The following is a 22055-nucleotide window of genomic DNA, read 5'->3' on the forward strand; positions in this document are numbered from 1 at the left end:
GCACGACCTATTAAAGCAAAGTTTACCGAGGTTAGCAGCGCTATTTATTACGCGTAAAAAACATCAGCAAGAAAGCGATAATGAAAATAGCGAAAAACAACAATAACGAAAAATCGAATTTTATTGGCATCTTAAATCCTTTTTGTTTTGCTAAACATTATCACAACCTTCAGTAAACAAAAACGCCTGCATTAAGCAGGCGTTTACATTGTGAGAAAATGCATTAATGATTAATCAGGCCATCTACGCTGTGAAGGCTTAAGGTAAGTAACCTTTTCTTCTGTCTCTTTTTTAGCCGCTGGTTTTGCGGCGGCAGGTTTTTTAGCCGGACTACGAGTTGTTGTCTTAGCGGGACTCTTCGCAGCGGGTTTACGAGCAGGTGCTTTACGCGTTGTAGTCGCTTTTTTTGCAGTTGTTGTTTTGCGCGCTGTCGTGGTTTTAGCGGTCGTAGCTGCCGGTTTAGCAGCTTCCGCTTTTGCCGGGGCCGAAGCTTCGGGTGTCGCTTCGGTGCTTGTTTCTGTCTCTTGACCGGACTTCGCTTTACGTAAACTATCCGCTAACTTAGAGCCTGTAGTATTTGTACTCATAGTACCTCCTCGATAATTTCATCAATCTCTTTAACTGCCGCTTCACCGCGTTTGCCCATACAGTATACGCTTAAACCTTCTACTGCGGCATTTCGATAAATCGCTCGACGGCGAACACTGCCTTTCAAGGCTGGAATATCAAATTCCTGAAGCGCTTCGGCCATCGCACTCGACAAAGCACTGCGCGGCTCCAGTTGATTAATTACTATATAAGGTTTTAATTTACGATTGCGAATTTTTGCATGTTCAATCGCATCAGCAAGACGAATACTTGCCCATAGATCAACCGGAGAAGGAAGAACAGGAATCAAAATATCATCCGACACTTGCATTGCCAAAGACATATTGCTGTTTTCCAAAGTTGGGGGACAATCGATCACAATAAAATCGTAATCTTTTGCAAAACGCTCAGCTTCACGAGCTAGATTACCGCCAACTGCAATTACCGAAACCGGGAAAGGTTTGTCATCCGCCGAGATGCTACACCATTGTCCGGCTGAACCTTGCGGATCGGCATCAATCACCAAAACACGGCCGCGTTGTGCCAGTCCTGCCGCAAAGTTCATACTTAACGTGGTTTTACCGGTGCCGCCTTTTTGGTTTGCAATTGAAAAAATTCTTGCCGCCATAAAATTGAATCCAAATTCCAAAATACTAATTAAAACAATGCCGATTGAGCATTTCTTCAGATTGACCTATAAATCAATTGAGAGCCATTATACAGGTGCTTTGTTAGGGACTGTTGAAAATTCATAACCAGGTTATTCCACACTCGCACAATCATTTTTGCGACTAACAAAACCAGAATGGTTAGGACAGTTAGGAAAATACAAAAAAGTAAAGATTCGAAGAAAATGGCAATGGCTCTTTGGGTTGTGCGCGTCCTTAACAAGAAACACCAATAAAGATCAATCGTTTCCAAGTCACTTAAAAAAGGCTGATTAAAACTCGTTTAATCAGCCTTTGCTTGATGCACTCTTCATTAAGGAAACGCAGGTTTTTATGCCGCTTGACCTGCTTGTTTCGGCTGGTCTTCTGAACCGATGCGGGCGACACTATATTCTCCACTCAGCGGGTCTAGCTGGTAGATATTGAAGTTGGTATCAATATCAAAACCTTCCAAGCGACTCGCGTAATTAGTAGAAACACTGCCTTCCGGTGAGTGGACTCGATGAAAGACATGCGGCGGCCAACCTAAAATGGCTGCACCGTCAAAAATTTTCTCCGAATTATGATAAATCGCATCAGACGTTACCTCAAACTGTTCTACCTTTCCGTGTGCTTGCGAGAAGAGTTGCACCACTCTATGCCCGGTATGCACCACTAGCTTATCTTCTTGATTGGTATGCATATACCAATACCAAGTATCATCTCCGGCAATCATCGGACTTCTGCCGTCTTTACCGTGTACAACCAAATCCACCCCTGATAACCCATCGACCACGCCATCCACTTGATAAAACGCGACATTCGGCGTTGTGCGTAAGGTTTTCAACGGCATAATAAAGCATAAATTTTCGATATAAACATTACGCTGTGCGGAGTTAACCATGTTCTTTTTTTCACCTCTGCTAGAAAAGACAACCTAAACCGTATCATTACAGGTTTACTAAGAAAAGCTAACGCAAAACGAATGCCAAGATAAACACCTGAACCGTATTTATTTATCAATGCATCCCGCGTTATACTTCGTTTCTAAAAATTATAATGGACTACTCAACAATGATTCGTATCGCTACATTACTTTTTGCTGTCTTTTTCATTACAGCCTGTAGTACTCGACAAGAAGGAGCCAATTTCAAAGGATCGACCGAACAGCGCCTCGTTACCTACAGCATCGACCATATGATGCAGAACTTAACGCCTGAAGATATGGGTATCATCGTTGGCCAAAAGCTGTTATTGAAAAGTCACTTCGTCATTGACAACCAAGTGGTCAAATATGCTCATCAACGATTACAAGCCGAACTGGCTGATCGCTTCCAAGTAAATTTTGTCGAAACACCAGAACAAGCCGACTACCGCCTAGATATGTTCTATACCTCATTGGGAACTGACCGTGATTCGGCGGGACTTTCGATACCGATAGTCAATTTAAGCGATCCTGAACAGAGCGCCATCGTAAATATTTTGGCAATCGATATGTATCACGGCATTGCAGAAGGCAATTTTTACTTAACCGAGCTAGCAAACGGCAAGGTGGTTAAGAAAGGAAAAATTCATTCTCGCGTGAAAAGCGATAAATTCTCTACCCCATTTTTTAGTTTTCCGATTTCCCATATCGATTAGTTTGACATAATTACAGTACAGTAATTACATCGTTCTCAGCAAAACGTGACTTTGGTAATGTTGCATTGAAATCATCTTCTGCATGATAACCCAATGCAACTACTGCCACAGCCTTCAAGCCTTTTTCTAGCAGAGAAAACTCTTGGTCGAGTTTATCTAGATCAACGCCTTCAATCGGTACTGCATCAATCCTTAAAGCTCCTGCACCTAATAAAATCGTGCCGATATTCAGATAAACTTGTTTCTGTGTCCAACACTCGACATCATCCCAATCCTTACGGTGCAGATCGGCATAGAAACGACGAACCTTCATCGCCATTTCTTTTCCTTCTAAATTAGCAAAACGACCATCTTGCGCTTCTTGCTCAGTGACTTTCAGCAGATAGTCATCACTTATTTCGGTTTTTGCACAAAACAGAATAACATGCGAAGCATCCATTATTTTTGGCTCATTGGCGTTGTAGGGAGTTTGTGCGCCCTTCGCAATACGGGCCTTACCAGCTTGATTGTCAGCGATAATAAAATGCCAAGGCTGCGAATTAATTGACGAAGGACTAAAACGCAATAATTGTTTTATCTGCTCAAAATCGCTGCAACTAATAATTTTATCCGCAGCAAACTTTTTAGTGGCATAACGGTTTTTGGCAATTTCAACAATATTCATCAGTCTTTCCTTTTGACGTTTTAACGCTATGATAAGCTTTCTAACAATTAAAGTCCTATAAACCAAAGAATCAAGCATGAACAAACCCTTCTCCCAATCTTGTGAAGAAAACAAACACGTGATTCTCGAATCTATCACCCCCTATTTAAGAGATAAAAAGTCGGTTTTAGAAATTGCCAGCGGGACAGGCCAGCATGCCATTCATTTTACTGAACAGCTTAACCATTTAAGCTGGCAAACTTCCGATTTAATCGAATCTCATTCGGGCATTTGCCAATGGCTTGAAGAAGCACAAATCGACAATATTATCAGCCCTATCGAGCTTAATGTATCTGAGCCGGAACAATGGCCAAAAACGCAGTTTGATGCCGTTTTTAGCGCGAACAGTTTTCACATTATGGCTAAGCAAAATATTGTCGATTTATTCGAACATCTTCCACAAGTACTCGCCAGAAAAGCCACACTGATGATTTATGGCCCTTTTAATTACAATGGCCGGTTCACCAGTGACAGTAACGCCCGTTTTAATGATTGGCTAAAACAGCGCAATCCAAACAGTGGGATTAAGGATTTTGAATGGTGCGACCAACTCGCAGAACAGGCCGGCTTAACTCTGATTAACGATATTGAGATGCCGCAGAACAATAGAATATTGGTTTGGCAAAACACCTTAGGAAACTGAGAAGAAGTCCTCTTCGATTTGAACGCGGAGGACTTATTCCGCCTTCCCTAACTCTTGTGCTTAGCTAGCCATTTATCGAGTTGATTGGCAAAAGCTTGGCGATCTTTTTGATTAAGCGCGTCTGGGCCACCGGTTTGAATTCCGCTAGAGCGTAAAGTTTCCATAAAATCTCGCATATTCAGGCGCTGTTTAATATTGCTCTCGGTATAAAGTTCGCCCCGTGGATTTAAGGCTAACGCCCCCTTAGCAATAACCTCTGAAGCCAATGGGATGTCGGCAGTAATCACCAAGTCATTTTCTTGGCAATTCTGCACAATCCAGTTATCGGCTACATCAAAACCGGCTTCCACTTGGCGAAACTGAATATGCTTCGAGCTCGGTATACGCATAAAGTGGTTCGCTACCAAGACCAACGGCATTTCCGTTCTGAGCGCCGCCTTAAAAAGTATTTCCTTTATCACCACCGGACACGCATCGGCATCAACCCATATAGTTCTCACAGCATTTCCTTAAATTCAGCTTTAACCCTTATGTTCCATGCAGGGGAATATACCAGAAATGAAGTCTGCAAATGGTTTCTAGCAAGCGATGAAAGTCTAAAATAATTGTGTTATTGCCAGATTTTGAAGGAATCTTTGCCTCAAAAACTTGGCTTAAAAAATGCTTAACTCCCAAAAACCACAAATTTAATTATGGATGCAACTGCTATGGTTTCATTGGATTTCAGTAAACCCAGTATTCTACGCAATATGTTCTTCACCTACATCGGTGCCGGTTTAGGAATGGGGCTAGTCTTTCCGGTGTTTGCCAGCCTGTTTGTGAACTATAAGGAGGGGATGTTACTTTGGTTTGTTATCGGCTGTGTGCTTGCAGGCATATCTATTGGGGTATTTAACTACTGGCTACTTAAAGAGCGCCTGCTAAAAAGGCTCATGCGTATCGGCCAAGTCGCAAATGCCATCAGTCAAAACGACATCTCGCAGCAATGCACGCTGCAAAGTAATGATTTCATTGGTGATATGGCAGCCAGCTTCAACAAGATGACAGCAAATTTACGCCAAATGGTCGAACAAATTAAAAACGTTACCGATTCGTTGAACAATGCATCTAACAGTATGATGTCGGTATCCCAAAATACACATCAAGGCGTCACCGAACAGAAAAACGGGACGGCAGAAGTTGCCGCATCCATCGACAACATGACGCAGACCGCGTTTGAAATGTCCCGTAATACTCTGGATGCAACTCATGCCGCCAAGCAGGCAGAACAGGCCACAGATTCCGGTTCGCAAGTAGTCAATCAAGCAATTCAATCAATCCAATTACTTGCCAATGAAGTCGAAGATACTTCCAAAGTTATCCAAAACCTGAAAAACGACAGTGAAAATATCACCTCAGTACTGTCTGTTATCAAAGAGATTTCCGAACAGACCAATCTTTTGGCTCTGAACGCAGCGATTGAAGCGGCACGTGCCGGTGAACACGGCCGAGGCTTCGCCGTAGTAGCCGATGAAGTACGCACTCTCGCTGCGAGAACGCAAGCATCCGCAGTGCAGATTGAAGCGATTATCGAGCAACTGCAAGGCGTTGCCGATAATGCCGTTAGTGTGATGTTAAATGGTCAAGACCAAGCTTTAAAGAGTGTTAATCAAGCCAATAATGCTGGAGAAGCCTTACACTTGATTGCCGATGCCGTGCGCACAATCACTCAGAAGAACCTGCAAATCGAAAAATCGGCCGAACAACAAAAACAGCAATCAGAAATCGTCAAAGCGAATATGCAATCAATTCAACAAGTCAGTCACAGTGTTGCCGATGGCGCTGACCACACTGCCGATGCTTGCCAGAAAGTAAACAGCTATGCTGCCGAGCTTCAACAACTGATTCAGCAGTTTAAAACCCGTTAAATCATCCCTATTCCCCTAAAACAAAAAGGCAGAGTATCAACTCTGCCTTTTTATTGGAAACGACGAAAATTAGTCAGCCATCTTCTCAAGATATGACTCATAATCACCGCGGTAATCTTCAATACCGTTTTCGGTCATCACCATCAGACGCGTGGCAATCGATGAAACAAACTCGCGGTCATGCGATACGAAAATCACTGTACCCGGGAAGTTTTCCAAAGCGATGTTCAATGATTCAATGGATTCCATATCCAAGTGGTTGGTCGGTTCATCCATAATCAGTACATTCGGCTTTTGCAGCATTAGCTTACCGAATAACATACGCCCTTGCTCACCACCGGATAGCACCTTAACCGACTTACCGATCTCTTTCTGCGAGAACAACAAACGCCCCAATATACCGCGGATAACTTGCTCGTCATCACCTGCTTGCTTCCATTGACTCATCCAATCCAATAGATTCAAATCTTCTTCAAAGTCGGCTGCATGATCCTGTGCGTAGTAACCGATAGTAGTGTTTTCCGACCATTTAACTTCCCCAGCCGTTAAATCGGTATCGCCCACCAAACATTTCAAGAAAGTGGTTTTACCGATACCATTACCACCGATAACCGCTAGACGTTCTTCGGCTTCCAGCATCAGGCTAAAGTCTTTGATGACTTCATTGTCGCCCTCTTCGTCCGCATAGGTCTTGCTCAGGTTTTCGATTTCTAATGCCAAACGGAACAGCTTCTTCTCTTGTTCGAAACGGATAAACGGATTAACACGACTAGAAGGCTTCACCTCCTCCAATTCAATTTTATCGATTAACTTGGCACGTGAAGTCGCTTGTTTCGCTTTAGAAGCGTTGGCCGAGAAACGGCTAACAAACGATTTCAGCTCATTAATTTGCGCCTGTTTCTTGGCATTATCAGACAATAGACGCTCACGTGCTTGGGTTGAAGCCGTCATGTATTCATCGTAATTCCCCGGATAAATGCGCAGTTCGCCATAATCCAAATCCGCCATATGAGTACAAACCGAATTCAAAAAGTGACGGTCGTGGGAAATAATAATCATGGTTGATTTGCGGTCATTTAAAACCGTTTCCAACCAACGGATGGTATCGATATCCAAGTTATTGGTCGGTTCGTCAAGTAACAGAATATCCGGATTAGCGAATAGCGCTTGTGCCAAAAGCACACGCAACTTCCAACCTGGGGCAACTTCACTCATCGGTCCGAAATGCTGTTCAACCGGAATCCCTACGCCTAATAACAGTTCACCGGCGCGCGATTCAGCCGTGTAACCGTCCATTTCGGCAAACTGTACTTCAAGTTCGGCAACCAGCATGCCTTCTTCTTCAGACATTTCCGGTAAGCCGTAGATGCGGTCACGCTCTTTCTTGACTTCCCACAGTTCGGCATCACCCATAATTACCGTATCCACTACGGTAAACTCTTCATAGGCAAACTGATCCTGTTTCAATTTACCCAGACGTTCATTCGGATCAAGACTCACTGTCCCGCTAGTTTGCTCAAGATCTCCGCCAAGAATTTTCATTAGCGTAGACTTACCACAACCATTGGCACCAATCAGACCATAGCGGTTACCGTCGCCAAACTTAACGGAAATGTCTTCAAAAAGTGGCTTTTCGCCAAATTGCATCGTAATATTCGCGGTCGATAACACCTTAAAATCCTTTAAAACTTTCTAGTCATTTTGAATGGGCGCTATTGTTGCATATTTTGCCGAGAATTTGACGATAGTCGGCGTCTTTAAGTAGCTGATTTGGCATTTAATTCAAACTTTTTGGCATGAATCGGCTATTCTACGCAGATTATTTTTTCGAGCTATTTGCTCACCCTAAAAATGCTCCATCTTAAGGTCGCCATGAAATTTACTGAACTAGGTCTAAACGCTCACATCCTTAAAGCCGTCGAAAACACCGGTTATACCGAACCGACGCCAATCCAAGCGCAAGCAATTCCGGCGATTCTTGAAGGGCATGATGTGATGGCGGCAGCTCAAACCGGTACAGGAAAAACGGCCGGCTTTACCTTACCGTTATTGGAAAACCTATCCAAAGGCCGTAAAGCCAAATCAAATCGCGCGCGCGCACTGATTTTAACGCCAACACGCGAGCTTGCTTTACAAGTTAGTGAAAGCGTCGAGACCTATGGTAAAGAGCTGTTTTTGCGCTCAACCGTAGTTTATGGGGGCGTTAAGATTAACCCGCAAATGCAGCGTTTATGCAAAGGGGTTGATATTCTGGTGGCAACACCGGGGCGTTTATTGGATCTGTATCAACAAAATGCGGTACGTTTTGACGATCTAGAAGTTTTGGTTTTAGACGAAGCTGACCGCATGTTAGATATGGGCTTTATCCGCGACATTAAAAAGATTCTGACCTTACTACCGAAAAATCGTCAAAACTTACTGTTCTCAGCAACCTTTTCGGAAGAAATTCGTGCCCTGGCAAAAGGCTTAGTGCATAACCCAATCGAGATTTCGGTAACACCGGAAAACTCAACCGCAGAAACGGTTAAGCAGAAAATCTATCCGGTTGATAAATCACAGAAAACCAAACTACTTATTAAATTAATTCAAGACCACGCATGGTATCAGGTTTTGGTTTTTACCCGAACCAAACACGGTGCCAACCGTCTGGCAACGCAACTTGAAAAAAATAAAATCCGAGCTGCGGCCATTCACGGCAATAAAAGCCAAAATGCTCGTGTACGTGCCTTAAACGAATTTAAAGACAATAAACTGCAAGTTCTCGTGGCGACGGATATTGCCGCTCGCGGGATTGATATTGATCTGCTACCACACGTAGTCAACTTTGACCTTCCGCATGTCTCTGAAGATTATGTACACCGCATTGGCCGTACCGGTCGCGCCGGTGCAAATGGTGAAGCAATTTCTCTGGTCTGCGCCGAAGAACACAAAGAGCTGGTCGGCATTGAAAACCTAATCAACCAAATTCTGCCGCGTGAGATTGTAAAAGGTTTTGAACCAAGCAATCCGCTTGCTGAATCAAGACTTGGCATTAAAAAGAAAAAACCGAAGAAGCCAAAAAAGAAAAAAGTCTGGCAAGACAACCTTGAGGCAAGCACGAATAGTAGCCCAGCAACTAAACAAACTGATAAGCCAAAACCTCAACAGCGTCGTCAGTCAAAGCCACAAGGGCAAAGTCGTAAGCCGGATAGCGGTGAACAACCTAGACAGGAACAAAAACCGGCTAATCGTCGCCCGAGAAATCGCAGACCGGCCAACGCCCAAAAAGCCAATGGTGAAAACGGTAACCGTAGTAACAGCAGAAGAGCAAATTCCAATCGCCCTGCAAATCGAAACAACCAAGATTAAACAATTAGGAAAACACAATGGCGGGTTCACTTTTTGACCAACTGAAAAAATCCGGCTTGGTAGATGATAAAAGAGCCAAGAAAGTTCAACGCGAAAAGCAACAGCAGAATAAACAGCAAAAGGCCAATAAAGCAAAAAAAGGCGAACGTCAACAGAATGAAGCCGCCCTGCTTGCTGCTAAAGCCGCTGAAGAAAAAGCGCAACGTGATAAAGAACTAAATCAGAAGCGCCAGCAAGAACAAGCCGAAAAAGCCAAACAAGCCGAGCTTAAACAGATTATCCAAAGCAATCAGCTTAAAGGCTATGAAGGTGATATCGCCTATAACTTTGCCGATGGTTCAAATGTTAAAACCCTACACATCAATGAAAAAACGCAAAAAGCGCTCGCTAAAGAACAACTTCTAATTGTGCGTTTTGGCAACAGTTATGCGTTGCTTAATGCTGATCAGCAAGAGAAAATTGAACAGCGCGATGCCTCGGTTATCGTCAAAAACGAAAGCTTAGAAACCAAGCTTTCTAAAGAAGACGAAGATTACTATTCCAAATTTGAAATCCCAGACGATTTAGTCTGGTAATGATCGGTTTGGTTTATCGACTTCAGACCGTTACCATAGACAACACTAAACAAACAGACCTAAGCGAATTCTAGATGGCAAATAAACCTGATTGGCTAAATGAACGCTCCGCAGCAATCCCGATAATTAAGGATAAAAGCGGCTTTAACGTCGTTTTAGTAACCACAAAACCGAAAGAAAAAGACAACTGGATTTTTCCTAAAGGACAAGTCGAACTCGGCATGACTGCCTATGACTCTGCCGCCAAAGAAGCGTTTGAAGAAGCTGGGGTAATTGGCCGAATTAATTCCACCCTTTTCGATCAATACCAACATCAAAAATGGGGTGGAAAAATGCTTGTCAAAGTTTACACCCTCGAAGTAACTGAAATTCTTGATACATGGGATGAAATGCGAGATCGCAATCGTCAGATTGTGCCACTAGATCAAGCAATCGAAATCGTCCACTCTGTGCAGAAAGAAACGTTGATTAAGCTTAAACAGCAGTTGTTCTAAACCTCCAAAAAGGAGGCCAGTTCTTAAGTCCGAGGTAACTTTAATACAATTTTAATACAAGCCTTTTAACTCTTGAGCTAGTCTAATGTAACTGGTTTTATAGGTGAACTATTAAGCTATCTGCATTAAAACCTGAAATAAATGGATTAAAGCTAGCTATTTCTTAAAATTCGTCATATACTTTTTGTGCTCGAAAAAATTCTAAAAGATTTACATCCTACATTTTGCCGTATTGTTTATGACATTTCGGCCTGCAGTATCTAAGTTTCAACAGTTTTACCTTCAGCACCACCCGCCTATTGCAGGCAGTTAATTCATTAAAATATAAGGTTGTTATATTATGTCTAATACAGTAAAAGGAACCGTTAAGTGGTTCAACGAAACAAAAGGTTTTGGCTTCCTACAACAAGAAAACGGTCCAGATGTTTTTGCTCACTTCAGCGCAATCTCTAGCTCAGGCTTCAAAACTTTAGCTGAAGGCCAAAAAGTAGAATTCGAAGTTAAAGACGGTCCAAAAGGTCCACAAGCGGAAAACATCACTGTTATCTAAGCTTGTCTGCATAAGACTTCTTAAAAAGCCGAGGCAGCAATGTCTCGGCTTTTTTGCTTTTACAGCATAAAAAATCTAAACCACTCTTTCGAACTTACATACTTTGTACGAGGCCATTATGTCTTTCGCTAAACTTGGATTATCCGACTCGATTCTAAAAGCACTTACGGATTCCGACTACCAAAAGCCGACTGAGATTCAGCAAAAAGCCATTCCGCTGATTTTAAAAGGTGAAGACATTATTGCCTCGGCACAAACCGGCACCGGAAAGACGGCCAGTTTTGTCCTGCCGATGCTTGAGCTTTTGAATAATGGCGATGCCGTTCGTGGTCGCTCTATTCGCGCTTTGATTTTAGTACCGACGCGAGAATTGGCAAAACAGGTTGATACAAGCATTCAACGCTACGGCAAAAACCTAAATCTGAGTTCACTGGCAATTTACGGCGGCACGGACATTGACGCGGATAAGGAAAAACTAGCGAAAGGGATTGATATTCTGGTGGCCACACCGGGCAGATTGCTAGACATGGCCTATCAACGCAATCTGTTTTTTAACGATTTAGAATTTTTAGTGCTGGATGAAGCCGACAAAATGCTCGATATGGGCTTTATTGACGACCTTAATAAAATCATCGACCGCCTACCTAGTGATCGCCAAAGCATGCTATTTTCCGCAACTTTAGACGGCAAAGTACGCTATCTGGCAGATACGGTTTATAGCGATGCGGTCGAGGTTAAGGTTTCGCCAAAAGGCAAAACACCAAATATTGAACAGTGGATGATTGCGGTCGATAAAGACACCAAATCCGCCCTGCTTAGCCATTTGATTAAAGAAAACGATTGGGATCAAGCGTTAATCTTTGTCGAGAAAAAACACTCAGCGGCAAAACTGGTTGAACAGTTAGCTAAACGCGGTATTACTGCGGATTCAATTCACGCCGGGCGTAGTCAGGCACAACGCGAACGTGTTTGGAATGACTTTAAAACCGGCAAACTGCAATTTCTCGTCGCGACAGGCGTTGCCGCCCGCGGACTCGATATGCAAAACCTTAGCCGAGTGATTAACTACGATTTACCTTATCCGGCAGAAGAATATATCCACCGTATCGGTCGAACTGGCCGCGCTGGCCAAAAAGGCGAAGCGATTTCACTGGTATCAAAAGACGACTTCAAAAATCTCTGCATGATTGAAAGCCTGCTTAACCACCTGCTTGAACGCCGCGAAATCGAAGAATTCCCAATACGCAAAGCCGTACCGATTTCAATTCTTAACTACCACAAACGCTAGGCACAAAAAAGCCTGCAATTGCAGGCTCATTAAACTGTCGAAATCTATTGAATTTAAACTTGGTTACTCTTTTTTAAGGGATCAAGCAGATGCTTTAAGCCATTGTGGTCTAGCTCATGCATCAGAGCCAATAACTGCCCCAAATTCCCCTCAGGGAAACCCTTAGCCGCAAACCAATTCAGGTAATTACCCGGCAAATCCGCAATCACACGCCCCTTGTATTTGCCATAAGGCATGGTCACGACAACAAGCTTTTTTAAGTTTTCTGGGTTCATAAGTAGCAAAATTAAATTAAACGGCTTTTAGTAATGATGACGAAGTTGAGCAATTAATAAATCATCATCGACCACTTTATAAACGATGAGATGTTCTTGATTGACTCGACGTGACCAGTAACCTGAAAGCGCGTGTTTTAAACTTTCAGGCTTACCAATCCCCTCAAAAGGGTCGCGCTGAATTTCCTTAATAAGTAAGTTAATTCGTTTCAGCGTCTTTTTATCTTGTCTTTGAAAGTACAGATAATCTTCCCAAGCATTATCCGAGAAAATCAGTCGCATTCGACTAACTCACGAACCTTACCTTGACCAGCTTCTAATTGCGTAATTGAATCCATTAGGCGTTTAGCATTGGCAGGCGAACGCAACAGATAAGCTGTTTCCTCTAAGGCTTGATAATCCTCAAGCGACAGCAACACTGCCGCTTTATCGTTCTTTTTAGTAATAATCATCGCCTCATGATTATCACAAACACTATCAATGGTTTGCGCCAAATTATTACGCGCCCAAGAATAAGTTACAGCTTCCATTGTAAACACCTCACAGTTGTACAACATTTTGGCAATTATAGCCTAAACAGCTCTGTAAAAACAAAAAACCAGCACAAAGGCTGGTTACCAACAAAATTAAAGGGTAGCGTCCCCTTTTCCCATAAATAGAAAAGATTTGATTGAATGACTTTAATAGTGATGGCGAAGTTGAGCAATCAATAAACCATCATTTTCAACTTTATAAACGATGCGATGTTCTTGGTTAATGCGGCGAGACCAATAGCCAGACAGCGCATGTTTCAAACCCTCCGGCTTTCCAATGCCCTCAAAAGGGTCTCGCTGAATCTCTTTGATTAGAAGGTTTATGCGTTTGAGAGTTTTTTTATTCAAATCAGCTAGTGTTTGAAAATACAGATAGTCTTCCCACGCATTATCCGAGAAAATCAGTCGCATTCGACTAACTCACGCACCTTACCTTGACCGGCTTCTAATTGCGTAATCGAATCCATTAGACGTTTAGCATTGGCTGGCGAACGTAAAAGATAAGCCGTTTCTTCCAACGCCTGATAATCCTCAAGCGAAAGCAACACTGCCGCTTTATCATTCTTTTTAGTAATAATCATCGCCTCGTGATTATCACAAACACTATCAATGGTTTGCGCCAAATTATTACGCGCCCAGGAATAAGTTACCGCTTTCATTGTAAACACCTCACAGTTGTACAACATTTTGGCAATTATAGCCTAAACAACTCCTCAAAAACAAAAACCAGCACAAGGGCTGGTTTACAAAATAATTAAAGGGTAGCGTCCCCTTTTTCCTAGGCTGGTTTTTACTGGATTCTATATCCCTACAACGAAACTACACAAAAGCAATCGAGTCTGACCCCATTGATTTTCAGAACTTATTCACAAAAAGGGTAGCGTCCCTCTTTTCTCAATTTTGCATGAAGAACGCCTGCAAGATTATGTTTAACCCCGTGAGCGTTTACACAAAACTATTTACAGGCTCGTTTTAACGTTTGTTTAATTTAGAATAAGCATCGCAGGCATTTTGATACCGATTGTCACAAGCTTTACCGAACCACTCCTTTGCTTTCTGATAGTTTTGTTTAACGCCCCATCCATTTTGGTACATGACCCCTAAATTGTACTGCGCTAAAGCATAGCCTTGTTCAGCGGCTTTTTGAAACCACTCAACGGCTTTAAAATAATCTTGTTTAACGCCCTGTCCATTGTCGTACATGCCCCCTAAATTGGACTGCGCTGAAGCATAGCCTTGTTCAGCGGCTTTTCGATACCACTCAACGGCTTTAAAATAATCTTGTTTAACGCCCTGTCCATTGGCGTACCTGAGCCCTAAATTGTACTGTGCTGAAGCATTGCCTTGTTCAGCGGCTTTTCGATACCACTCAACGGCTTTAAAATAATCTTGTTTAACGCCCTGTCCATTGGCGTACATGAACCCTAAATTGAGCTGTGCAGAAGCCCAGCCTTGTTCAGCGGCTTTTCGATACCACTCAACGGCTTTGAAATAATCTTGTTTAACGCCCAGTCCTTTTTCGTACATGAACCCTAAATTGTGCTGCGCTGAAGCCCAGCCTAGTTCAGCGGCTTTTCGAAACCACTCAACGGCTTTAAAATAATCTTGTTTAACGCCCTGTCCATTGGCGTACATGAACCCTAAATTGTTCTGTGCTAAAGCATTGCCTTGTTCAGCGGCTTTTCGATACCACTCAACGGCTTTAAAATAATCTTGTTTAACGCCCTGTCCTTTTTCGTACATGATCCCTAAATTGGACTGTGCTAAAGCATTGCCTTGTTCAGCGGCTTTTCGATACCACTCAACGGCTTTAAAATAATCTTGTTTAACGCCCTGTCCATTTTGGTACATCGACCCTAAATTGTTCTGTGCTGAAGCCCAGCCTTGTTCAACGGCTTTTCGATACCACTCAACGGCTTTAAAATAATCTTGTTTAACGCCCTGTCCTTTTTCGTACATGATCCCTAAATTGTTCTGTGCTGAAGCATCGCCTTCTTCAGCTAAAGGTTTCCAATTTTTAAGTGCAGTTTGGAAGTCACCTCTTTCCCAAGCTTTCAAGCCATCTTGAAAATCAGCGTACGCAGGTTGAAGTAATAATGTTGAAAGAACTGTGGCCAAGATTATTTTTTTCATAAAGGTTCCGTTTAGATTTCGTTTCTAATTTTATTTTTGCAGGTTATACTATACTTAAATACATTAGGGAAAAGGCGAAAAAGAAAAAGGGGACGTTACCCTTTTTTTCGGTGCTTTTTCTTAAGGCACGATAAATCATTCTTATAGAGATGAATCGAAAATTTGTAAATAAAATTGCCAGAGTAAAACTAAAGTAAAATTCTCTAAACCTGTATTAAAAACATTACAGCAAAAAAAAACCAACACTAAGGCTGGTTTTTGAAAGCACTAAGTTGCGAAATAAAACGCTCAAATTCGAGGCGGGGAAATGTTGAGCATAGTAAAACTATGTAATCATTTTCATAACGCAGAAATGGCGAGTTTTAGACGCTACTCAAATTACTTTCGCAAAATAAGAATTAAACCGTGACGAGAATCGCTTAGGCTAGGCAAAAATTCTCGAAAGAGCGGAGTTTACAAATAGTAAATGAACATCTTGAGAGAATTTTTAACAACGCATAAGCGGTTCGCAGTAGGTTTAAACTTATTTTTTCTTCTTAGGTGGCATTAAGTCCGTAATCGTCCCCTCCGCCATCTCCGCCGCAAAGCAGATTGTCTCTGACAGTGTTGGGTGAGGGTGAATAGTTAGACCAATGTCTTGCATATCGGCGCCCATTTCGATGGCCAACATCGCTTCGGCAACCAGTTCACCGGCGTTTGGACCGACAATACCGCAACCTAGTAGACGATGGGTTTTGGCACAGAACATGGCTTTGGTTAGACCTTCGTCACGACCTAGACTTAGGCTGCGGCCAGACGCTGCCCAAGGGAAAGCACCTTTTTCGTATTCGATGCCTTCGGCTTTAAGCTCGTCTTCTGTTTTACCTGCCCAAGCGACTTCTGGGTCAGTGTAAGCAACCGATGGAATGCCCATTGGCGTAAACGCTGAGTTCATTCCCGAGATAACTTCTGCCGCTACTTTACCTTCGTGCACTGCTTTGTGCGCGAGCATTGGTTGACCAACGATGTCACCAATCGCATAGATGTGGTCAACATTGGTTTTTTGACGTTCGTCGACTTCAATAAAGCCCCAATCATTAACCGCAACACCGGCTTTTTCAGCATCAATCAGTTTACCGTTTGGTGCACGACCTACTGCTACTAGAATACGGTCAAAGGTGTCTTTCTCTGGGCAATTTTTACCTTCAAAAGTAACCTCTAGCCCTTCTTCTTTGGCTTCGACATTGGTCACCTTAGATTTCAGGTAGATGTTCTCGTATTTCTTCTTAATGGTTTTAAGCAGAGGTTTTGAGATGTCTTTATCGGCACCCGGGATAATGGTATCGCCCAATTCAACGACAGTGATATTGGCACCCAGTGAATCGTAAACCTGCGCCATTTCCAGACCGATAATCCCGCCACCGATAACCAACATGCGGTTTGGTACTTCTTCCAGTTCCAGTGCATCGGTTGAATCCATAACGCGAGGATCGTCATGTGGGATAAACGGCAGTTTAATCACGCGAGAACCGGCCGCAATAATGGCTTTTTCAAAGGCGATGGTCTTGGTAGAACCGTCAGCCGCTTCAACCGTTACTGTATTTGAAGAGCTGAATTTACCGTAACCGTGCACCACTTCAACTTTACGCGCTTTAGCTAGACCAGACAGACCACCGGTTAGCTTACCGATAACCGAATCTTTATAGGCTCGCATTTTGTTTACGTCAATTTCCGGCTCTGCGAAAGTAATACCGTGCGCACCCATTTCACGGGTTTCGTTCAGTACCACTGACATGTGCAGTAGCGCTTTTGATGGAATACAGCCAACGTTTAGACAAACACCACCGATGTTGTCATAGCGCTCAATCATGACCACTTTCTTACCAAGGTCGGCGGCGCGGAACGCGGCAGTATAACCACCCGGGCCCGAACCAAGCACCAGCACTTCGCAAGTCATATCGGCATCAATACCGTCAGCAGAAACAGCTGTTGGCGCCGGTGCCGCTTCTGGCGCAGCGGTTGCTGCAACCGATTCTTCCACATTGGCAGAAACCGTATCGGTATCGGCGATTTCCATAGTTCCGATAATCGAACCTTCAGAAACCTTGTCACCTTCTGCCGCTGTCAAAGACACAATCTTACCTGCGTACGGTGCCGGAATTTCCATGGTCGCTTTGTCTGATTCCAGAGTTACCAGAGAATCGTCTTGTGCAACTTCATCACCTGCTGCAACCAATACTTCGATTACGTCTACCTCGGCAAAGTCACCGATATCAGGAATCGTAATATCAACAATCTTAGTCATGAGGTTTCCTTATAGAATTAGCTGGCGTAGGTCAGATAGGTAGTTCGCCACAGTCGTGGTGAAGCGCACACCTTCGGCACCGTCAATGGCACGGTGGTCGTAAGAAACGCTGAACGGCATCACTAGACGCGGTTCGAACTCTGAACCGTTCCAAACCGGCTGCATTTTCGCTTTTGATAGCCCCATGATTGCCACTTCCGGTGCATTAACGATAGGCGTAAACTGCGTGCCACCGATACCGCCCAAAGACGAAATGGTGAAAGTGCCGCCAGACATATCTTTTGGTCCAAGTTTGCCGTCACGCGCTTTGGCAGAGATTTCCATTAGGTCGCGAGATAGCTCGTAGATCCCTTTTTGGTCAACATCTTTAACCACTGGCACCACAAGACCGTTTGGCGTATCGACTGCGATACCGATATTGTAGTAGTGTTTTTTGATAATCGATTGACCGTCTTCAGAGAGTGATGCATTAAAGCTCGGGAAATCTTGTAGCGCTTTAACCACTGCCTTCATTACGAATACGAGAGGGGTTAGCTTAATACCTTGTTTCTCCGCGGCCGCTTTTTGGTCTTTACGGAATTGATCCATCTCTGTGATGTCACACTCGTCAAACTGAGTAACGTGCGGAACATTTAACCAACTCGCGTGAAGGAACTTACCAGAGATTTTTTTAATACGGCCAAGCTCTTCAGTCGTGGTATCACCAAACTGTGAGAAATCAATCGCAGGAATTGGCGGAATACCGGCACCGCCAGTCGCACCAGCGCCCGGAGCCGCTGCTTGACCAGACATTACCGCTTTAATGGCCGCTTCAACGTCCGTTTGTTGGATACGACCTTTAGGCCCTGTACCCGAAACGAGGGTAAGGTCTACGCCTAAGTTACGAGCAAAAGAACGAACCGATGGTGAAGCGTGGAAAGACGCGCCCATTGCTTGTGGATTAACCGGTTTAGAAGCGGATGCCGCCGGCGCTACTGGAGCTGGAGCGGCTACAGGAGTCGGTGCCGCCGCTGGCGCAGGCGTTTCTGCTTTTGGCGCTGGCACTTCTTCTTTTGCCGGAGCAGGTGCTGCTGCGCCTGCCACGACTTCGATATCTAGAATGTAGTCACCTTCAGAAACGGAATCGCCGACAGAAACCGCAACCTTAGTGATTTTCCCTGCCACCGGTGACGGGATTTCCATGGTTGCTTTGTCTGATTCTAGGGTAATTAGAGAGTCGTCAATCGCGACTTCATCGCCTTCTGCGATGAGGACTTCGATGACTTCAACTGAGTCGAAATCACCGATATCAGGTACATTGATTTTTTCGATAGCCATTGGAATTTTCCTTGCTAAACAGTCGGTTGCAGCCATTTTCTCATGTTACAACCAACGTTAATTATTCTGTATTTTGAACAAGACGAATAATAAAAAGCCACTCCAAATTGGAGTTTGGAGCGGCTTATTTATTAGGCATATACTGGGTACATTTTCTCAGCGTCGATGCCGTATTTCGTCATTGCTTCTGTGACTACTTCAGACTTGATGCTACCAGCGTCAGCCAGTGCTTTCAGTGCCTGAATCACAACGTAGAAGCGGTCAACTTCAAAGAACTTACGTAGTTGTTCACGAGTATCAGAACGACCGAAACCGTCTGTACCCAATACATAATAATCACCTGGAACATATTGGCGAATACGCTCAGCGTAGTCACGAATATAGTCAGTCGCTGCGATGAACGGGCCTTCTGAACCAGAAAGCACTTCAGTCGCATAAGCTTGCTTAGGCTCGGCTTCCGGATGCAGCATATTCCAACGCGTTGCTTCAATACCGTCACGACGAACCAAGTTGAAGCTTGGAACACCCCAGATGTCTGCCGCCACATCCCACTCAGATTCAAGCATTTCTGCCGCAGCGATAACTTCGCGGAAGATGGTACCTGAACCCATAAGCTGAACTTTGTTCTTCGCTTTAGAATCCGATTTCTTGAATGAGTAGATCCCTTTTAGGATACCTTCTTCAGAACCTTCCGGCATCGCTGGATGGCTGTAGTTCTCGTTCATACCGGTGATGTAGTAATAAACGTCTTCTTTGTTATGGAACATGCGACGAATACCATCACGGATAATGACTGCCATTTCATACGCGAAAGTCGGATCGTAAGAAAGGCAGTTAGGAACGTGATCGAACTGGATCAAGTTGTGACCATCTTGGTGCTGAAGACCTTCACCTTCTAGCGTTGTACGACCTGCCGTACCACCGATTAGGAAACCGCGTGCACGTGAATCACCGGCTGCCCATGCCAAGTCACCGATACGTTGGAAACCGAACATTGAGTAGTAGATGTAGAAAGGAATCATGCTAACGCCGTAGTTCGCGTAAGCCGTCGCCGCAGCAACCCAGTTCGCCATCGAACCGGCTTCGTTGATACCTTCTTCAAATACCTGACCGTTGGCAGATTCTTTGTACCACATCAGTTGGTCAGCATCCATTGGCTCATATAACTGACCCGCTGGATCGTAAATACCGACTTGACGGAATAGACCTTCCATACCGAATGTACGCGCTTCATCTGGGATGATTGGCACAACACGTGGCCCAAGCGTCTTATCACGAAGTAGGATTGAGATAATACGAACGAATGCCATGGTAGTCGACATTTCACGCTCACCAGTCCCTTCGGTCAGCATTTTGAAAGTAGACAGTTCAGGAACAGGAAGCGGTTCAGCGTTATCTGCGCGCGATGGCATATCACCACCTAACACTTCACGACGCTCTTTCATGTATTTCATTAGTTCAGAGTTTTCATCTGGACGATAGAAAGGAATGTCTTTTTCTAGCGCTTCGTCAGAAACCGGTACCGAGAAACGGTCACGAAAGTATTTCAGGCCGTCTTTATCCAGTTTCTTCTGTTGGTGAGCCGTGTTTGCCGCTTCACCAAATTTACCCATACCGTAACCTTTAACGGTTTTCGCTAGGATTACGTTTGGTTGACCTTTGTGCTCGGTCGCACGCTTATAGGCATTGTAAATCTTTCGAGGAGAGTGACCACCACGAGTCAGACCGAAGATTTCATCATCAGTCATATCTTTAACTAATTCAGCCGTCTCTGGGTATTTACCAAAGAAGTGTTGACGAACAAAACCGCCGTCTTTCGCTTTATAGGCTTGGTATTCGCCGTCTGGAACTTCGCCCATACGCTCAACCAGCTTACCGGTCTTATCTTTTTGTAGTAGACGATCCCAACCAGAACCCCAAATTACTTTGATTACGTTCCAACCTGCACCACGGAACATACCTTCCAATTCTTGGATGATGCTGTCGTTACCACGAACCGGTCCATCAAGACGCTGTAGGTTACAGTTGATAACAAAAATTAGGTTGTCCAGCTTCTCGCGTTTCGCAAGCTGAATCGCACCACGTGATTCCGGCTCGTCCATTTCGCCGTCCCCTAGGAACGCCCAGACTTTACGACCGTCAGTTTGTGCTAGACCGCGTGCTTGCATGTACTTCATGAAACGAGCTTGGTAGATTGCCATTAGCGGCCCAAGACCCATCGATACGGTTGGGAACTGCCAGTAGTCAGACATCAACCATGGGTGCGGGTAAGAAGAAAGGCCATTACCGTCTACTTCTTGACGGAAACTCTTCAGTTGTTCTTCATTCAGGCGGCCTTCAATAAAAGAACGTGAATACATACCTGGTGCAGTATGCCCTTGGAAGAACACCATATCTTGACCAAGTTCATGTTTTGGCCCTTTGAAGAAGTGGTTCATCCCCACTTCATAAAGCGTACAGCTTGAAGCGTAAGAAGCGATATGACCACCTACGCTCGTTGTTTTGTTGGCACGCGCCACCATCGCCATAGCGTTCCAACGCAGTAGAGCACGCATTTTGTGTTCTAGCGTTAAATCACCAGGATAATTTTCTTGTTCTTCAACTGAGATGGTATTGATGTACGGAGTGTTCGCAGAATATGGAATATCGATTCCATGAACGCGCGCTTTTTCGATTAGAGATGCAATGATGTGCTGGGCTTTGTCTGAGCCTTCAAACTCGACTACGGCTTCTAGCGCATCGATCCACTCTTGGGTTTCTTGTGGATCTTGATCTATAAACTGTTCGCTCATAATGTATTTTTCCTCAATAGGGTTGGAATTCTGTCTTTAGGTGCTGGGTGGGCCTAAAGTCGTTCAACAACGGTAGTTCATACCGTCATTGCCAACAATTTTGAACACCAAGGGTTCCAGCTACTTAGTATTTCCCAGGTGTAACCGAATCGGTTTTTAGCGTACTGACGCAAGGCTTTTCGGTTAGACAAAAGTTGACGCATGATACCATTTTTTATTTAAGTTTTCAGTGATATGCCTGACTAGCGGGCGCTTACAGCCCCTTAACAAAGCTAAGTTTTTGTTTTGTTTTATCTTTTTGCTTAACGCTGACAATTTACTTAATAAAAATTAGTTA

23 protein-coding genes are annotated in these 22055 nt (G+C 44.0%); 8 read left to right on the plus strand and 15 right to left on the minus strand.

Translation table 11 applies throughout. The features are described 5' to 3' along the window. Nucleotides 1-230: 230 nt before the first annotated feature. From J3998_RS00070 to J3998_RS00080, 3 genes are all read right to left on the minus strand, one after another. Complete coding sequence (locus J3998_RS00070; RefSeq protein WP_208145987.1) at nt 231-587, minus strand: hypothetical protein; 357 nt, start codon at nt 585-587, stop codon at nt 231-233. Next, nucleotides 584-1216 (minus strand): ParA family partition ATPase, encoded by a 633-nt coding sequence (parA, locus tag J3998_RS00075; protein WP_208145989.1) that lies wholly within the window; start codon nt 1214-1216, stop codon nt 584-586. Before parA ends, J3998_RS00070 begins: the two co-directional genes overlap by 4 nt. Before the next feature lie 371 nt (nt 1217-1587). Beyond that, complete coding sequence (locus J3998_RS00080; protein ID WP_208145992.1) at nt 1588-2139, minus strand: hypothetical protein; 552 nt, start codon at nt 2137-2139, stop codon at nt 1588-1590. Between the two features lie 155 nt (nt 2140-2294). Here J3998_RS00080 and J3998_RS00085 point away from each other — a divergent pair, with 155 nt between their 5' ends. After that, on the plus strand, nt 2295-2876 hold the full coding sequence (locus J3998_RS00085; protein WP_208145994.1) for a hypothetical protein: 582 nt from the start codon (nt 2295-2297) through the stop codon (nt 2874-2876). A 10-nt stretch (nt 2877-2886) separates the two neighbouring features. On the opposite strand, the gene nfsB is transcribed toward J3998_RS00085, so the two are convergent. Next, nucleotides 2887-3540, minus strand: coding sequence for an oxygen-insensitive NAD(P)H nitroreductase (nfsB, locus tag J3998_RS00090; protein WP_208145996.1), 654 nt, complete (start codon nt 3538-3540; stop codon nt 2887-2889). 76 nt (nt 3541-3616) lie between these two features. Between nfsB and J3998_RS00095 the strand changes: the two genes are divergently transcribed. Then, on the plus strand, nt 3617-4222 hold the full coding sequence (locus J3998_RS00095; protein ID WP_208145998.1) for a DUF938 domain-containing protein: 606 nt from the start codon (nt 3617-3619) through the stop codon (nt 4220-4222). 47 nt (nt 4223-4269) lie between these two features. On the opposite strand, the gene J3998_RS00100 is transcribed toward J3998_RS00095, so the two are convergent. Next, the gene (locus J3998_RS00100; protein WP_208146000.1) at nt 4270-4722 is read right to left on the minus strand and encodes a YaiI/YqxD family protein; all 453 of its coding nucleotides are present in this window, start codon (nt 4720-4722) and stop codon (nt 4270-4272) included. A gap of 207 nt (nt 4723-4929) precedes the next feature. On the opposite strand from J3998_RS00100, the gene J3998_RS00105 reads away from it, so the two are divergent. After that, nucleotides 4930-6129, plus strand: a complete 1200-nt coding sequence (locus J3998_RS00105; RefSeq protein WP_243750519.1) for a methyl-accepting chemotaxis protein — start codon at nt 4930-4932, stop codon at nt 6127-6129. 69 nt (nt 6130-6198) lie between these two features. On the opposite strand, the gene J3998_RS00110 is transcribed toward J3998_RS00105, so the two are convergent. Next, complete coding sequence (locus J3998_RS00110) at nt 6199-7800, minus strand: ABC-F family ATPase (RefSeq protein WP_208146004.1); 1602 nt, start codon at nt 7798-7800, stop codon at nt 6199-6201. Between the two features lie 201 nt (nt 7801-8001). Between J3998_RS00110 and J3998_RS00115 the strand changes: the two genes are divergently transcribed. From J3998_RS00115 to J3998_RS00135, 5 genes are all read left to right on the plus strand, one after another. Beyond that, entirely contained in the window at nt 8002-9477 is a 1476-nt protein-coding gene (locus tag J3998_RS00115) for a DEAD/DEAH box helicase (RefSeq protein WP_208146006.1), read from the plus strand. Nucleotides 9478-9494: 17 nt separating this feature from the next. Further along, complete coding sequence (locus J3998_RS00120) at nt 9495-10052, plus strand: DUF2058 domain-containing protein (protein WP_208146009.1); 558 nt, start codon at nt 9495-9497, stop codon at nt 10050-10052. Between the two features lie 74 nt (nt 10053-10126). Further along, nucleotides 10127-10546: an NUDIX hydrolase gene (locus J3998_RS00125; protein WP_208146011.1), complete on the plus strand. Its 420-nt coding sequence runs from the start codon at nt 10127-10129 to the stop codon at nt 10544-10546. 340 nt (nt 10547-10886) lie between these two features. Then, complete coding sequence (locus J3998_RS00130) at nt 10887-11096, plus strand: cold-shock protein (RefSeq protein WP_208146013.1); 210 nt, start codon at nt 10887-10889, stop codon at nt 11094-11096. A gap of 118 nt (nt 11097-11214) precedes the next feature. Further along, nucleotides 11215-12384, plus strand: coding sequence for a DEAD/DEAH box helicase (locus J3998_RS00135; protein WP_208146015.1), 1170 nt, complete (start codon nt 11215-11217; stop codon nt 12382-12384). A 53-nt stretch (nt 12385-12437) separates the two neighbouring features. Here the strand turns inward: J3998_RS00135 and J3998_RS00140 are convergent, their stop codons facing one another. The 9 genes from J3998_RS00140 to aceE form a co-directional block, all read right to left on the minus strand. Further along, the gene (locus tag J3998_RS00140; RefSeq protein ID WP_208146017.1) at nt 12438-12659 is read right to left on the minus strand and encodes a DUF3820 family protein; all 222 of its coding nucleotides are present in this window, start codon (nt 12657-12659) and stop codon (nt 12438-12440) included. Between the two features lie 27 nt (nt 12660-12686). Continuing rightward, on the minus strand, nt 12687-12941 hold the full coding sequence (locus tag J3998_RS00145) for a Txe/YoeB family addiction module toxin (RefSeq protein WP_208146019.1): 255 nt from the start codon (nt 12939-12941) through the stop codon (nt 12687-12689). Beyond that, nucleotides 12932-13189, minus strand: coding sequence for a type II toxin-antitoxin system Phd/YefM family antitoxin (locus J3998_RS00150; RefSeq protein ID WP_208146021.1), 258 nt, complete (start codon nt 13187-13189; stop codon nt 12932-12934). The genes J3998_RS00145 and J3998_RS00150 overlap by 10 nt, the downstream gene beginning before the upstream one ends. A gap of 150 nt (nt 13190-13339) precedes the next feature. After that, a complete protein-coding gene (locus J3998_RS00155; RefSeq protein ID WP_208146023.1) occupies nt 13340-13603 on the minus strand; it encodes a Txe/YoeB family addiction module toxin in 264 nt (87 codons plus the stop codon). Next, the gene (locus tag J3998_RS00160) at nt 13594-13851 is read right to left on the minus strand and encodes a type II toxin-antitoxin system Phd/YefM family antitoxin (RefSeq protein WP_208146026.1); all 258 of its coding nucleotides are present in this window, start codon (nt 13849-13851) and stop codon (nt 13594-13596) included. Before J3998_RS00160 ends, J3998_RS00155 begins: the two co-directional genes overlap by 10 nt. Before the next feature lie 313 nt (nt 13852-14164). Next, nucleotides 14165-15325 carry a tetratricopeptide repeat protein gene (locus tag J3998_RS00165; RefSeq protein ID WP_208146028.1) on the minus strand — a complete coding sequence of 387 codons (1161 nt, stop codon included), beginning with the start codon at nt 15323-15325 and terminating at the stop codon, nt 14165-14167. A 523-nt stretch (nt 15326-15848) separates the two neighbouring features. Next, entirely contained in the window at nt 15849-17609 is a 1761-nt protein-coding gene (gene lpdA, locus J3998_RS00170; protein WP_208146030.1) for a dihydrolipoyl dehydrogenase, read from the minus strand. Nucleotides 17610-17618: 9 nt separating this feature from the next. Beyond that, on the minus strand, nt 17619-18926 hold the full coding sequence (gene aceF, locus J3998_RS00175) for a dihydrolipoyllysine-residue acetyltransferase (RefSeq protein WP_208146032.1): 1308 nt from the start codon (nt 18924-18926) through the stop codon (nt 17619-17621). 131 nt (nt 18927-19057) lie between these two features. Continuing rightward, on the minus strand, nt 19058-21718 hold the full coding sequence (gene aceE / locus J3998_RS00180) for a pyruvate dehydrogenase (acetyl-transferring), homodimeric type (RefSeq protein WP_208146034.1): 2661 nt from the start codon (nt 21716-21718) through the stop codon (nt 19058-19060). Between the last annotated feature and the right edge of the window lie 337 nt (nt 21719-22055).

This window comes from Thiomicrorhabdus marina (assembly GCF_017571465.1).
Classification (GTDB): Bacteria; Pseudomonadota; Gammaproteobacteria; order Thiomicrospirales; family Thiomicrospiraceae; genus Thiomicrorhabdus; species Thiomicrorhabdus marina.

What these genes read in the sequence shown, in the direction of transcription:
- J3998_RS00130 (WP_208146013.1), top strand. Translation starts at nt 10,887, where the DNA reads ATGTCTAATACAGTAAAAGGAACCGTTAAGTGGTTCAACGAAACAAAA.
- J3998_RS00145 (WP_208146019.1), bottom strand. Translation starts at nt 12,941, where the DNA reads ATGCGACTGATTTTCTCGGATAATGCTTGGGAAGATTATCTGTACTTT.
- J3998_RS00160 (WP_208146026.1), bottom strand. Translation starts at nt 13,851, where the DNA reads ATGAAAGCGGTAACTTATTCCTGGGCGCGTAATAATTTGGCGCAAACC.
- aceE (WP_208146034.1), bottom strand. Translation starts at nt 21,718, where the DNA reads ATGAGCGAACAGTTTATAGATCAAGATCCACAAGAAACCCAAGAGTGG.
- J3998_RS00140 (WP_208146017.1), bottom strand. Translation starts at nt 12,659, where the DNA reads ATGAACCCAGAAAACTTAAAAAAGCTTGTTGTCGTGACCATGCCTTAT.
- J3998_RS00165 (WP_208146028.1), bottom strand. Translation starts at nt 15,325, where the DNA reads ATGAAAAAAATAATCTTGGCCACAGTTCTTTCAACATTATTACTTCAA.
- J3998_RS00095 (WP_208145998.1), top strand. Translation starts at nt 3,617, where the DNA reads ATGAACAAACCCTTCTCCCAATCTTGTGAAGAAAACAAACACGTGATT.
- aceF (WP_208146032.1), bottom strand. Translation starts at nt 18,926, where the DNA reads ATGGCTATCGAAAAAATCAATGTACCTGATATCGGTGATTTCGACTCA.
- J3998_RS00070 (WP_208145987.1), bottom strand. Translation starts at nt 587, where the DNA reads ATGAGTACAAATACTACAGGCTCTAAGTTAGCGGATAGTTTACGTAAA.
- J3998_RS00105 (WP_243750519.1), top strand. Translation starts at nt 4,930, where the DNA reads ATGGTTTCATTGGATTTCAGTAAACCCAGTATTCTACGCAATATGTTC.
- nfsB (WP_208145996.1), bottom strand. Translation starts at nt 3,540, where the DNA reads ATGAATATTGTTGAAATTGCCAAAAACCGTTATGCCACTAAAAAGTTT.
- J3998_RS00120 (WP_208146009.1), top strand. Translation starts at nt 9,495, where the DNA reads ATGGCGGGTTCACTTTTTGACCAACTGAAAAAATCCGGCTTGGTAGAT.
- J3998_RS00080 (WP_208145992.1), bottom strand. Translation starts at nt 2,139, where the DNA reads ATGGTTAACTCCGCACAGCGTAATGTTTATATCGAAAATTTATGCTTT.
- lpdA (WP_208146030.1), bottom strand. Translation starts at nt 17,609, where the DNA reads ATGACTAAGATTGTTGATATTACGATTCCTGATATCGGTGACTTTGCC.
- J3998_RS00135 (WP_208146015.1), top strand. Translation starts at nt 11,215, where the DNA reads ATGTCTTTCGCTAAACTTGGATTATCCGACTCGATTCTAAAAGCACTT.
- parA (WP_208145989.1), bottom strand. Translation starts at nt 1,216, where the DNA reads ATGGCGGCAAGAATTTTTTCAATTGCAAACCAAAAAGGCGGCACCGGT.
- J3998_RS00115 (WP_208146006.1), top strand. Translation starts at nt 8,002, where the DNA reads ATGAAATTTACTGAACTAGGTCTAAACGCTCACATCCTTAAAGCCGTC.
- J3998_RS00155 (WP_208146023.1), bottom strand. Translation starts at nt 13,603, where the DNA reads ATGCGACTGATTTTCTCGGATAATGCGTGGGAAGACTATCTGTATTTT.
- J3998_RS00085 (WP_208145994.1), top strand. Translation starts at nt 2,295, where the DNA reads ATGGACTACTCAACAATGATTCGTATCGCTACATTACTTTTTGCTGTC.
- J3998_RS00125 (WP_208146011.1), top strand. Translation starts at nt 10,127, where the DNA reads ATGGCAAATAAACCTGATTGGCTAAATGAACGCTCCGCAGCAATCCCG.
- J3998_RS00150 (WP_208146021.1), bottom strand. Translation starts at nt 13,189, where the DNA reads ATGGAAGCTGTAACTTATTCTTGGGCGCGTAATAATTTGGCGCAAACC.